The following is a 12683-nucleotide window of genomic DNA, read 5'->3' as shown; positions in this document are numbered from 1 at the left end:
GTGCAGGACCCGCAGGACCTGTTGGAACTGGCGATCAGCACGGCGGAGGTCGCCGGCGTCATGCTCGTCGACCGGCGACCGGCCGATCTCGGCGTGGCATACACCAAGAGCAGCTCCACCGACGTCGTCACCGAGATGGACAAGGCGTCCGAGCGGCTGATCGTCGACCGCATCCGGGCCGCCCGGCCGGGTGACGCCTTCCTCGGCGAGGAGGGCGGTGAGACCGGCGGGACCAGCGGCGTCCGCTGGATCGTCGACCCGATCGACGGCACGGTCAACTACCTGTACGACCTGCCCGACTGGGCCGTCAGCATCGCCGCCGAGGTCGACGGCGAGGTCGTGGTCGGGGTCGTCGCCGTCCCCGCCCGCGGCGAGCTGTACACCGCCGCGCGGGGCCGGGGCTCCCACCTCATGCGGGCGGACGGCTCGACCCGGCCGCTGCGGTGCAACACCGGCGTCTCCCTGGACCACGCGCTGGTCGCGACCGGCTTCGGGTACGCCGCCGAGCGCCGCGCCCGCCAGGCCGAGTCCCTGCGCCGGATCCTGCCCCGTGTCCGCGACATCCGGCGCGGCGGCTCGGCGGCCGTGGACCTGTGCTCCGTGGCCGCGGGCCGTGTCGACGCCTACTACGAGCAGGGACCCCAGATCTGGGACTTCGCCGCCGGCGCGCTGATCGTCCAGGAGGCCGGCGGGGCGGTCGGCGGTCTGAACGGCCGCCCGCCGAGCGCCCACCTCACGATCGCCGCCGCGCCCGACCTGTTCGGCCCGCTGCACGACCTCCTCGACGAGTCCGGCGCCGCCGGCGGCTGACGGAGGACTCCTTCGCACCGCGTACGCGAGGCCCCGCACCGATCGGTGCGGGGCCCCCGTACGTCTGCTGAATTCGCCTGCGCCGGGACGGTCAGTCGCAGCGCGGGAGGTCGATCCCGTGGTCCGCGGCCGTACGCCGCAGGTCGTCGATCTCGGCCTGTTGGGCGTCGACAAGGAGATCGTCGCCCGTGTCGCGGGCTGTCCGGAGCGAAACGTACGCATCGGACAGGCGCTGGTGGATCGTGGCCGTCAACTCGCCCACGCGGTCTCCTTTCAATGGGTCGCCAGGCACCCCTACCCATGGCGGTGTTCGCGGTAAACCTCCGAATATCCTGGACGTGGCTTATCGGGGACTTACACGCGCTGTGACATAACTGGATCCGCCGGTCCAGCGCGTGGCCTTCCAGGGGGTGGAAACAGGTGAGAGTCCTGGTCGTCGAGGACGAGCGCGTACTCGCCGACACCATCGCCACCGGGCTACGGCGCGAGGCGATGGCCGTCGACGTCGCGTACGACGGCGCCAGCGCGCTGGAGCGGACCAGCGTCAACGACTACGACGTGGTCGTACTGGACCGCGACCTGCCGCGGGTCCACGGCGACGAGGTCTGCCGGAGCCTCGTCGCCGACGGGGCCACGGCGCGGGTCCTCATGCTGACCGCGGCCGGTGAGCTGGACGACAAGGTCGAGGGGCTGTCGATCGGCGCCGACGACTACCTCGCCACGCCGTTCGCCTTCGCCGAGCTGATCGCGCGGATCCGCGCGCTGAGCCGGCGTTCCGCACCGCCGCTGCCGCCCGTGCTCGAGCGCGCCGGCGTCCGGCTGGACCCCGCGCGCCGCTCCGTCACCCGGGACGGCCGCCCGGTCGACCTGACGCCCAAGGAGTTCGCCGTCCTGGAGGTGCTGATGCGGGCCCAGGGCACCGTCGTCAGCGCCGAGCACCTGCTGGAGAAGGCCTGGGACGAGAACATCGACCCGTTCACCAACGTGGTGCGGGTGACGATGATGACGCTGCGCAAGAAGCTCGGTGAGCCCCAGGTCATCGAGACCGTTCCGGGCGCGGGGTATCGTCTTTGATCCCTTCGCCGGGCTCGCTGCCGCGCCGCATGACCGTGCGGCTGCGGCTCACGCTGCTGTACGGCGGGCTGTTCTTCGCCGCGGGCTTCCTGCTGCTGACCGTCGCGTACGTCCTGGTCACCAACATCCTGGAGAACCTGCCGTTCAGCGTGCAGTCGGCCGAGCCGGGGCTGACGCAGCAGCAGGCGGACGCGATCCGGCGGGCCTTCATCGACGAGGTGCAGCACCGGCTGATCGTGCAGTCGGCGTTCGCGCTGCTCGGCGTCGGGCTGATCGCGCTGGCCCTCGGCTGGTTCGTCGCCGACCGGGCGCTCGCGCCGCTGCAGAAGGTCACGGCCACCGCGCGCAAGCTCTCCGAGAGCACCCTGCACCAGCGGATCGCCCTGCAGGGCCCCGAGGACGAGATCAAGGAGCTGGCCGACACGTTCGACGCCATGCTCGACCGCCTCAGCCAGGCGTTCGACACGCAGCGCCGGTTCGTCAGCAACGCCTCGCACGAACTGCGCACGCCGCTCGCCATCAACCGGACGCTCCTGGAGGTCGCGGTCACCGACCCCGAGGCGTCGGAGGACATGAAGACGGTCGGCAAGACGCTCCTGGCGAACAACGCCCGCCACGAGCGCCTGATCGAGGGACTGCTCCTCCTCGCCCGCAGCGAGCGCGAGCTGACGACCCGCACCCAGGTGGACCTGGGCGAGGTCGCCTCCACGGTCCTCAAGACGGGCGGCCGGGCGGACCGGCCGGACATCGACATCAAGCCGGAGCTCACCGAGGCGCCGACGGTGGGGGACCCGGTGCTGCTCGAGCACCTGGTCTCGAACCTCGTCGACAACGCGATCCGGCACAACGTCGACGACGGGATGGTCGTCGTCCGCACCGGAGTCCTGGACGGCTGGGCGACCTGCCAGGTGGAGAACACCGGGCCGGTGGTGCCCGCCTACGAGGTGCAGAGCCTGTTCGAGCCGTTCCGCCGGCTCAACACCGACCGGATCGAGTCGTCCAAGGGCGCGGGCCTGGGCCTGTCGATCGTGCGCTCGGTGGTCGGCGCGCACGGCGGAACGGTCATTGCCACGCCGCGCGAGGACGGTGGCCTCATCGTGACCGTGCGGCTGCCGCTCGCCTGACTCCCCGGCGGCGCGCTCACACGTGCGCGGTCGTGGTGAGCACCGGGAAGCCGGTGTAGTCCAGGTCCATGCCGACGAAGGACGCGGTGTCGGCGACCCGGTACACCGGATGCGAGCACAGGGGGATCATGGCCATGTCGTCGAGCGCGATCTTCTCGGCCGCGTGGAGTCGCTCGGTCCGCTGGGTCTGGTCCTGGGTGGCGCGGGCGGCGTTCATGGCGGCGTCGAACGCCGGGTTGCGGTAGCGCGCGTAGTTCGAGCCGCTGGTGGAACCGTCGCCCTTGCGCTGGATGGCGTCGCTGGACAGCAGTGAGTCGAGGACGTTCGCGGCCGACGGGTAGTCGGCGGCCCAGGAGAGCCGGTACAGGCCCTGCGGGTTCTTGCCGGACATGTCCTCGTAGAAGTCGCCGGTCCTCAGGCGCCGCACCTGGACGTCCCAGCCCAGCACCGCCTTCAGCTGGTTCTGCACCAGCGTCATGACCTTGATCGCGGCGGGGAGGTCGGCGGTGGTGAGCGTCACTTTCGTGCCCGCCCCCATGCCCGCCCGCGTCGCGAGCGACCGTGCCTGGGCGGCGTCGAACGCGCAGGCGGTGCAGCCGCCCACGTACGCGCCGGGCACCGCGGGCGCCACCAGGGAGGTGGCCGGCGTGTAGCCCGGGCCGAGCGCCGTGGCCAGGTCCTTGCGGTTCAGCGCGTAGGAGACGGCGAGCCGCGCCTCCTTGGACTTCATCGGCCCCTGATCCGTGATCGGCGTCAGGTACGTCATGGTGGTCGAGGCGACCTGGATGAGCTTGTGGTCCGTGGTGTGGCGGGCGAGGGCGCTCGCGATCGTCGCCGCCCCGTCGACCTGGACCCAGTCGTACCGGCGGCCGTCGAAGCCCGCCAGCGCCTGGTCGAGGTCGGAGACGAAGGCGACGTCGACCGTGTCGAGCTTCGGCCGGGCGAAGGCGTAGGAGTCGTTCCGGACCAGGCTCAGCTGCCGGCTGGCGGTGTACCCGCCGATCTTGAACGGGCCATTGCCGATCGGCCGGTCGTTGAACGCGGTGTTGCCCGGGTCGCCCGCGGACGGCGGGACCGGCGCGAACGGCGGGGTGGCCGCCCTCATGGCGAAGTCGCAGTCGGGCTTGGCCAGGGTGACCCGCAACCCGGTGGAGCCCTCGGCCACCACCCCCGACATCGTGGCGCGCCTTCCCGCGGCGACGTCGGCGTAGCCCTGGATGCCGGTCATCAGGTAGCCCATGCCCTTGCCACGCGCGGCGCGATTCCAGCCGCGGACGAACGCGGCGGCGTCGACGGCGTTCCCGTCGGTGAAGGTCGTGCCCTGCCTGATCGTGAAGTGCCACTGCGTGCAGCCGGCGCCGGGGGTCATCTCCGTCGCCAGCGCCTTGGCGAGCGAGCCGTCGGGCTTGATCCTGGTCAGTCCGGTGAAGAGGTTCTCGGCCACGAACACGTCCGAGGTGAGCACGGCGTTGGACGGGTCGATGGCCTCCGGGGCGTACATCGCCATCCGGAAGCCGCCGCCCACCCGGCCCACCGGGCCGTGCGTCGGGCCGGGACCCGAGTGCGTGCGGTAGCCGTCGATCGCCCGGTACACCCCCATCGCGCTGGTGGCGATCATCACCACCGCACCCGCGGCGATGGCGGCGACGACGCGGGGGCGGATCCGCCGCTGGGCGGCCCCGGCCGGCGGATACGGCACGGTCCCCAGGCCTCCGCCGGGCCGATGGGGAGCGTACGGCGACGGTGGGCCGTAGGGCCCGGGGTCCGGCCAGCGACCGTACGGTGTCGCGCCGGGCCCAGGCAGGCCGCGGGGCGGAGTGTCGCCCGCCGGCGCGGACGGCCCGGGGGGCGGAGTGTCACCGCCCGCCGCGTACGGGCCGGGTGGCGGGACGTCGCCCGCCGGTGCGGAGGACCCAGGGGAGACCCACCCACCGGACGGCGCCCCCTCGGCCGCGACCTGCGCGCCTTCCTGCAGCATGGTCGTGGGCGCCGGCGCGCCCGTACCCGGCAGGACGACCCCTTCGTGGCTGAGCAGGCGCAGCAGGATCTGCTGAGTCGTGGGCCGCCGGCCGGGCTCCTTCGCCAGGCAGGCCGCGACGATCTCCCGGAGCGGGCCGGTGAGCATCCCGAGGTACGGCTCCTGGTGCAGGACCCGGTTCATCACGGCGGGGATGGAGTCCTGCCCGAACGCGGGCGAACCCGTGGCGGCGAAGACGATCGTGCACGCCCAGGCGAACACGTCCGTCGCCGGGCCGACGACCTGCCCGGAGATCTGCTCGGGCGACATGTACGACGGTGTGCCCACCGCCGTGCTGGACAGGGTGCCGGTGGCGTCGAGGGCACGGGCGATCCCGAAGTCGATCACCCGCGGGCCGTCGGAGGCGAGCAGCACGTTCGAGGGCTTGAAATCACGGTGGACGATGCCCGCCTCATGGATCGCCGCCAGCGCGGTGACCGTGCCGATCGCCAGGCGCTGCAGGGACTCGCCCCACCGGGGGCCCTCCGCGTCGACGACCTCCCGCAGCGACGGCCCGTCGATGAACTCGCTGACGAGGTACGGCGTGTCGCCCTCGACGTCGGCGTCGAGGATCCGGGCCGTGCAGAACGGCGCGACCCGCTTGGCGCTGGTGAGCTCCCCGGCGAACCGGGCCCGTACCTTCGCGTCGCCGCTGAACTGCGCGTGCAGGAGCTTGACCGCGACCTGCCCGCCGTCGGGCGCCGTACCGAGGTAGACCACCCCCTGCCCGCCCTCGCCCAGACGGCCGGTGAGGGCGTACGCCCCCACGCGCTCGGGGTCGCCGGCCCGCAACGGGCTTCCGGGCATGGGCGTCCTCCCTGGGACTGGTTCAGGGACCCTTCTTCGAGGGGTCTACTGCTTGGTGAGGGTTCCGCTGGCGATCGGGACGCCGCCGGCGGTCTGGCTCATCTGCCAGGTCATCGACGAGCCGTCCAGGATCAGCGTCACGTACGAGGGGGACAGGCACCGGTCGGATCCCCACGAGGTGAGGCTCTGCTGGAACGTCACCTGCTTGTCGTCGTCGGAGACCTGGGGGTTGCTCAGGCTGCCCGAACAGGTCTCGTACTGGACGTTGCCCGACTTGATGAGGCGGTAGAGCGTGAGGTCGACCTTCGCGGACTTGCTGGTGCCGAACGCGAGGTTGCTCGTCGGCCTGGCGTTGCCGGTCCACTCGCCGTCGAAGCCCGACGGCAGCCCGTTCGTGCCGACCCGGTGCATGAAACCCGCGCCGATCGCGATCGGCACGCCGATGACGAGGAGGAGCGCGACGACGCAGCCGACACCGACGAAGAGCGGGGCGTTGCTCTTCTTCTGCGGAGGCGGCGGGACGTACTGCCCGCCCTGCGGGTACGTGGGCCGGCCCTGACCCTGCTGCCACGGCGGGGGCGTCTGCGGGCCCGGCCGCATCATCGGGTTCGGCGTCACCGGGCCGGGGTGCATCATCGGCGGCGGCGTCGACGGGCCGGGGTGCATCGGCGGCGGCGTGGAGGGGCCGGGGCCGATGGGCGGCAGCGCGGGCGGCGGGGTCACGATCGGCGGAGGCGGCGGTAGCTGCGCGGCGATCTGGGTGCCCTTGTCGAGCAGGTCGTTGCGGTCGGCGGCCGGGCCGGGCGCCGCGCCGACCTGGCCGAGCAGGCGCAGCAGGAGCTGGTGCGCGGCCGGGCGGCGGCGCGAGTTCTTGTCCAGGGCGGCGGCGACCAGCTCGCGCATGGTGCCGTGCAGCCGAGACAGGTCCGGCTCCTCGTTGAGGATCCGGTTGATGATGATCGGAAGCGTCTCGGCCTCGAACGGCGACCGCCCGGTCGCCGCGAAGACCATCGTGGCGCCCCAGGCGAAGATGTCCACGGCCGGCGTCAGCGGCTCACCGGTGAGCTGCTCCGGGGCGAGGTATCCGGGCGTGCCGACGACCATGCCCGTCGCGGTCACCGAACTCTGCTGGGAGTCCACCGACCGGGCGATGCCGAAGTCGACCACCCGCGGGCCGTCGGAGGCCAGCAGAACATTGTTCGGTTTGAAATCGCGGTGGACGATGCCGGCCTCGTGAATGGCCGCGAGCGCGGTCGCCGTGCCGATCGCCAGGCGCTCGAGCGCCGCCCCCTCGAAAGGACCCTCCTGAAGGACCACGTCGTACAGCGGGGGTCCGTCGATGAACTCGCTGATGATGTAGGGCGGCCGGCCGGTCAGGTCGTAGTCCAGGACCCGCGCCGTGCAGAAGGCCGACACCTTCTGGGCGGCCTCGGCCTCGCGCGCGAACCGCGTCCGGGCGGAGGAGTCGGTGTTCATCTGCTCGTGCAGCAGCTTGATCGCCACTGGGTCCCCCGATGGGGACCGGCCGAGGAAGACCGCGCCCTGGCCGCCCTCTCCGAGCCTTCCGACTACCCGGTACTGCCCCAGCGCGGCCGGATCGCCCGGCTCCAGGGGAGCGGCATCCGGCATGTGTGACCCCTTCCGACAACCCTTATCCTGTGCACCCGCCAGGTCCGTACAGGCGGGAAACCATATCGCGTTACCTGTGACGTTCGCCGTCATCATCCGGTTCGGGCGGAGGATGGTCACCGCTTCGCCATGCACCGTGTGATTTGCGCCACATCGGACAACTTGGGAGCGCGGTGAGAGGAGTCACGGAGTGATACGACGCGCCTTGCGTGTTCGGGGTCAAATCCCGTGACAGAATTTCCCGCCCGGATCGGGCACAAGATGGGCCCCCCGAGCGTTAGACCCGCGCGACGGGGCGCATAACTAAGGACCGAGGGGGATGGAGACAGAAGATGGCCACCGACTACGACAGCCCACGCAAGACTGACGACGACCTCAGCGAGGACAGCCTGCAGGAGCTGCAGGCGCGCCGGGCGGACAAGAGCACGGGTGTCATCGACGAGGACCTGGACGCCGGTGAGGTCACCGAACTGCCGGGCGCGGACCTGTCGAACGAGGAGCTCAGCCTCCGCGTTCTGCCGCGCCAGGCGGACGAGTTCACCTGCGCCCGTTGCTTCCTCGTGCACCACCGCAGCCAGCTGGCGGAGGAGAAGAACGGCCAGCTGATCTGCCGCGAGTGCGCCGCCTGACGCCGGGGTTCACCCGTGTCCGAGGGAGAGCTCGCCCGCCCGGAGAACGGTGACGACCGGCTCGGCCAGGAGATGGCGGAGCTGATCGGCCGGTTGTCGGACGATGAGATCGACAGTGAGACCCGCGGCCGCCTGCTCGGCCGGCTCGCCCGCCTGCTGGCGGCGAGCGCGCGCCGGGCGAGGGCCGCGGGTCTCGCGCGAGGACGCTGGCTGACGGACGTCGTCGCGGAGATCGGCCCGCGCATTCCCGTACGGGACCTGGGAACTCTCCGCGCCCACCACCACGGGCTCACCGGGGAGCGGCTGGCCGACTCGCTCGTGCGCTCCACGCAGCGCGCGACGACCGCGGTCGGCGCGGCCGGAGGCGCGCTGGCGGCGGTGGAGTTCGTCGCGCCGCCGCTCCTGCTGTCCGCGCCCGCCCAGATCGTGGCGGAGACCGTCGCGGTCGCCGCGATCGAGATCAAGCTGCTCGCCGAGCTGCACGAGGTCTACGGCGTGCAGGTGCCCGGCACCGGCACCGCCCGTGGCGCGGTGTTCCTGCAGCTCTGGGCCCAGCAGCGGGGGTTCGACCCGCTGCAGCCCGGCAGCGTCACCGCCGCGCTCGGCCTGGCGGCCAAGACCGGCCTGCGCAAGCGGCTGATGCGCACGCTCGGCCGGCACCTCACCACGATGGGCCCCTTCCTGACCGGCGCCGTCGCCGGTGGCACGCTCAACCGCACGGCCACCAGGCGGCTGGCCGACACAGTGCGCAAGGACCTCCGCCGCGCGATCGGCGCCCCCGCGCCCCGCCCGGCCGTCGACGACGACCCGGCCTGATCCGCCGCTCCGTCCCTCACGTCGTCGTCCTCCGGCAGCGCGGCCGCCTCCTCACTCCGGGGCGGGAGTCCGCGGGCGAACGTCACCGGGTCGGCCGTCGGTCGGCCCCCGCCCGATGAGAACGGCGCCCCCCCGGGCCGCCCGATGAGAACGGCGCCCCCCGGGCCGCCGGATGAGAACGGCGCCCCCCGGGCCGCCGGATGAGAACGGCGCCCCCGGGTCGTCCGTGGGGCGCCGGACACGACCCCGGTCAGGCGACGCTCTTGGCCTTGTCGACCGCCGTGCGCAGCGCGGTGGGCAGCTCGCCCGTGCTCTTGTGCCAGCGGTTCGCGGCGGCGCGGGTGGCCAGCAGCCGCGCGACCTCCATGCCGACGCCCACGACGACGGCCCAGGCGATCGCCTCCCTCAGCTCGACCTCCGGCGACTCCGGGTTGGTCGGGGGCTCCTTGCCCATGGTCCGCTTCCACCCGAAAGTGATCGCCTTCCGGGCCGCGAACCCGGCGCCGAAGGCCGCCGCGCCGGCCACCAGCCGCCAGCCCAGCTCTCCCTTGTCCGGCATGCGTTCTCCCTCTTCGCGTTACCAGTGTGGTTTCCGGCTCTGTTGGTGATCCGACCCTCTCACAGGCGATCACCTGCCGAGGACCGACTCCGCCGTCGGCGCCAATACCATTGGCGCCATGACAGACAAGCCGCGCCCGCCGGAGAAGCCCACCCTCGACGGTCTCGAGGAGAAGTGGGCCGTACTCTGGGACGAGCGCGGCACCTACCGCTTCGACCGGTCGAAGGCGCGCTCGGAGATCTACTCGATCGACACGCCGCCGCCCACGGTCAGCGGCTCCCTGCACGTCGGTCACGTCTTCTCCTACACCCACACCGACACGATCGCCCGTTTCCAGCGGATGCGCGGCCGCGAGGTCTTCTACCCGATCGGCTGGGACGACAACGGCCTGCCCACCGAGCGCCGGGTGCAGAACTACTTCGGCGTCCGCTGTGACCCGTCCCTGCCCTACGATCCGGAGTTCGAACCTCCGGAGAAGGCGGGCCGGCAGATCCCGGTGTCCCGGCGCAACTTCGTCGAGCTGTGCGACCGGCTGACCCGGATCGACGAGAAGGCCTTCGAAGACGTCTGGCGGCGCGTGGGGCTGTCGGTGGACTGGTCCCTGCTCTACACGACGATCGGCGCGCCCGCCCGCGCCGCCGCCCAGCGGGCGTTCCTGCGCAACCTGGCCCGCGGCGAGGCGTACGTCTCCGAGGCGCCGACGCTGTGGGACGTGACGTTCCGCACCGCGGTCGCCCAGGCCGAGCTGGAGGACCGCGAGCAGCCCGGCGCGTTCCACCGGATCCGCTTCCACGGGTCCGGGGGACGCCCGATCTATATCGAGACCACCCGGCCGGAGCTGCTGCCCGCCTGCGTGGCGCTGGTGGCCCACCCGGACGACGAGCGCTACCGCGAACTGTTCGGCACCACGGCGCGCACGCCGGTGTTCGGCGTCGAGGTGCCGATCGTCGCGCACCGCCTCGCCGAGCCGGACAAGGGCTCCGGCATCGCGATGATCTGCACGTTCGGCGACCTGACCGACGTGATCTGGTGGCGGGAGCTGGACCTGCCGACGCGCGCGATCCTCGACTGGAACGGCCGGATCCTGCCCGAGCCGCCCGCCGGCGTCGCCGCGGAGCCGTACACCGAGCTGGCCGGGCTCACCGCCCAGGCGGCCCGTGAGCGCGTCGTCGAGCTGCTGCGCGCCTCCGGCGACCTCGACGGCGAGCCGCGGCCGATCACCCGGCCGGTCAAGTTCTACGAGAAGGGCACCAAGCCGCTCGAGATCGTCACCACCCGCCAGTGGTACATCCGCAACGGCGGTCGCGACCCGGAGCTGCGCGACCGGCTGCTGGCGCGGGGCGCCGAGCTGGCCTGGCACCCGGCGTACATGAAGGGGCGGTACGACAACTGGGTCGAGGGGTTGGCCGGCGACTGGCTGATCTCCCGGCAGCGGTTCTTCGGCGTGCCGATCCCGGTCTGGTACCCCCTCGACGCCGACGGCGAGCCCGTGTACGACCGGCCGATCACGCCGCCGGAGGACGCCCTGCCCGTCGACCCCTCCTCCGACGTCCCGCCGGGCTTCACCGAGGACCAGCGCGGCAAGCCGCACGGTTTCATGGCCGACCCGGACGTCATGGACACCTGGGCGACCTCGTCGCTGACGCCGCAGATCGCCGGCGGCTGGGAGCGGGACCCGGACCTCTTCGGCCGGGTCTTCCCGTACGACCTGCGGCCCCAGGCGCACGACATCATCCGCACCTGGCTGTTCTCCACCGTCGTGCGGGCGCACCTGGAGCACGACTCGCTGCCCTGGACCGGCACCGCGCTGTCCGGCTGGATCCTCGACCCGGACCGCAAGAAGATGTCCAAGTCCAAGGGCAACGTCGTCACCCCGATGGACCTCCTCGTCCAGCACGGCGCCGACGCGGTGCGCTACTGGGCCGCCAGCGGGCGGCTCGGCACGGACACGGCGTTCGACACGGGCCAGATCAAGATCGGCCGCCGGCTGGCCATCAAGATCCTCAACGCGTCGAAGTTCGTGCTCGGCCTCGGCGAGGTCCCGGCGGACGCGACGGTGACCGAGCCGCTGGACCTGGCGATGCTGGCCGCCCTGGCCGAGACCGTCCGCGAGGCCACGGCCGCCTTCGAGGCGTACGACTACACCCGCGCGCTGGAGCGCACCGAGCGGTTCTTCTGGGATCTGTGCGACGACTACCTGGAGCTGGTCAAGGCCCGCGCCTACGGCGCGCCGGAGGGCGAGCCCGGCCAGGGGGCACTCTCGGCCCGGGCCGCGCTGCGCGAGGCGCTGTCGGTGGTCCTGCGCTTGTTCGCGCCCGTCCTGCCGTACGTCACCGAAGAGGTCTGGTCGTGGTGGCGGGACGGCTCCGTGCACCAGGCGGCCTGGCCGGTCCTCGAGGCCCCGGCGGGCGGTGACGCGGCCGTCCTAGCCGCCACCGCGGACGTGCTCCGGCAGGTCCGTAAGGCCAAGTCGACGGCGAAGGTCTCCATGCGCGCCGACGTCGAGCGGGCCGTGGTGAGCGGCGCGAACGTCTCCCGTCTCGCCGTGGCCGACCTGCGGGCCGCCGGCCGGATCGCCGACCTGACGCTCGACCCGGCACCCGGGGAGGGCTTCACCGTCGACGTGACCCTCGCGGCCCAGGCCTGACCCCGGCGGCTCAGAGGTAGAGCAGGCCCAGGGCGAGCAGGACGGCCACGCCGATCGCGTTGGTCAGGATCGGCATCCGGGTGACGCGGCGGTCGTCCCACTCGTCGTTCCGGCTGGCGTACCGCGCGGACGCGGTGAGCGCCCGGCCGGCGCCGAACCCGGTGCCGGTCAGGATCGTCGCGAGCGGCCCCTGGTGCGCCAGCACGAGCCCGAGCGCGACGACGTACGGCGCGCTCGCCGAGACGTACGTCCGCACGCCGGTGCCCAGCTCGAAGCCGAACTGCAGGGCACCGCGCCGGACCCGGTACTGCAGCACCTCGCGGGGGATCTGCCGGGCGTTCTGGGGGAGTGGCACGCGGATCCAGCCCGCCTCGCGGACGACACCCGCCACCGCGATGGCCAGGAGCGCCCCGATCCGTGCGGCCCGGGGCAGCGGCGCCGCGAACCCTGACAGCAGCCACAGCACGGTGGCGCTGAGCGTGCCCCCGAGGAACAGCCCGAGGGAGAAGACGGCCAGGACCTCGCCCTGCCGTACGTGAGCCCGCCAACCTGGCGAGAACAGCACGAAATC

General features: G+C 72.5%; 11 protein-coding genes. 6 read left to right on the top strand and 5 right to left on the bottom strand.

Annotated elements, in window-relative coordinates:
• A complete protein-coding gene (locus NE235_RS08825) occupies nt 1–810 on the top strand; it encodes an inositol monophosphatase family protein (RefSeq protein WP_252800554.1) in 810 nt (269 codons plus the stop codon).
• A gap of 91 nt (nt 811–901) precedes the next feature.
• On the opposite strand, the gene NE235_RS08820 is transcribed toward NE235_RS08825, so the two are convergent.
• The gene (locus tag NE235_RS08820) at nt 902–1072 is read right to left on the bottom strand and encodes a hypothetical protein (RefSeq protein ID WP_252800552.1); all 171 of its coding nucleotides are present in this window, start codon (nt 1070–1072) and stop codon (nt 902–904) included.
• Between the two features lie 158 nt (nt 1073–1230).
• Between NE235_RS08820 and NE235_RS08815 the strand changes: the two genes are divergently transcribed.
• A complete protein-coding gene (locus NE235_RS08815; RefSeq protein ID WP_252800550.1) occupies nt 1231–1884 on the top strand; it encodes a response regulator transcription factor in 654 nt (217 codons plus the stop codon).
• A complete protein-coding gene (locus tag NE235_RS08810) occupies nt 1881–3008 on the top strand; it encodes a sensor histidine kinase (protein WP_308206045.1) in 1128 nt (375 codons plus the stop codon). Before NE235_RS08815 ends, NE235_RS08810 begins: the two co-directional genes overlap by 4 nt.
• 16 nt (nt 3009–3024) lie before the next feature.
• Here the strand turns inward: NE235_RS08810 and NE235_RS08805 are convergent, their stop codons facing one another.
• Together NE235_RS08805 and NE235_RS08800 are read right to left on the bottom strand one after the other, a co-directional pair.
• Complete coding sequence (locus NE235_RS08805) at nt 3025–5832, bottom strand: ABC transporter substrate-binding protein (protein ID WP_252800548.1); 2808 nt, start codon at nt 5830–5832, stop codon at nt 3025–3027.
• A gap of 45 nt (nt 5833–5877) precedes the next feature.
• Nucleotides 5878–7461: a serine/threonine-protein kinase gene (locus NE235_RS08800; protein WP_252800546.1), complete on the bottom strand. Its 1584-nt coding sequence runs from the start codon at nt 7459–7461 to the stop codon at nt 5878–5880.
• A gap of 332 nt (nt 7462–7793) precedes the next feature.
• Here NE235_RS08800 and NE235_RS08795 point away from each other — a divergent pair, with 332 nt between their 5' ends.
• Together NE235_RS08795 and NE235_RS08790 are read left to right on the top strand one after the other, a co-directional pair.
• Nucleotides 7794–8090 (top strand): DUF4193 domain-containing protein, encoded by a 297-nt coding sequence (locus NE235_RS08795; protein WP_252778476.1) that lies wholly within the window; start codon nt 7794–7796, stop codon nt 8088–8090.
• A 72-nt stretch (nt 8091–8162) separates the two neighbouring features.
• Nucleotides 8163–8906, top strand: coding sequence for a hypothetical protein (locus NE235_RS08790; RefSeq protein WP_252800889.1), 744 nt, complete (start codon nt 8163–8165; stop codon nt 8904–8906).
• Between the two features lie 250 nt (nt 8907–9156).
• On the opposite strand, the gene NE235_RS08785 is transcribed toward NE235_RS08790, so the two are convergent.
• Nucleotides 9157–9465: a DUF4235 domain-containing protein gene (locus NE235_RS08785; RefSeq protein ID WP_252800544.1), complete on the bottom strand. Its 309-nt coding sequence runs from the start codon at nt 9463–9465 to the stop codon at nt 9157–9159.
• Between the two features lie 118 nt (nt 9466–9583).
• On the opposite strand from NE235_RS08785, the gene valS reads away from it, so the two are divergent.
• Nucleotides 9584–12112 carry a valine--tRNA ligase gene (valS, locus tag NE235_RS08780; protein WP_252800542.1) on the top strand — a complete coding sequence of 843 codons (2529 nt, stop codon included), beginning with the start codon at nt 9584–9586 and terminating at the stop codon, nt 12110–12112.
• Between the two features lie 10 nt (nt 12113–12122).
• On the opposite strand, the gene NE235_RS08775 is transcribed toward valS, so the two are convergent.
• A complete protein-coding gene (locus NE235_RS08775; RefSeq protein WP_252800540.1) occupies nt 12123–12677 on the bottom strand; it encodes a hypothetical protein in 555 nt (184 codons plus the stop codon).
• Nucleotides 12678–12683 lie beyond the last annotated feature (6 nt).

Source organism: Actinoallomurus spadix (assembly GCF_024055725.1).
In the GTDB taxonomy this organism is placed as follows: Bacteria; Actinomycetota; Actinomycetes; order Streptosporangiales; family Streptosporangiaceae; genus Actinoallomurus; species Actinoallomurus spadix.
The sequence above is the reverse complement of the archived record's forward strand: the minus strand, read 5'-3'. Positions and strand labels throughout refer to the sequence as shown.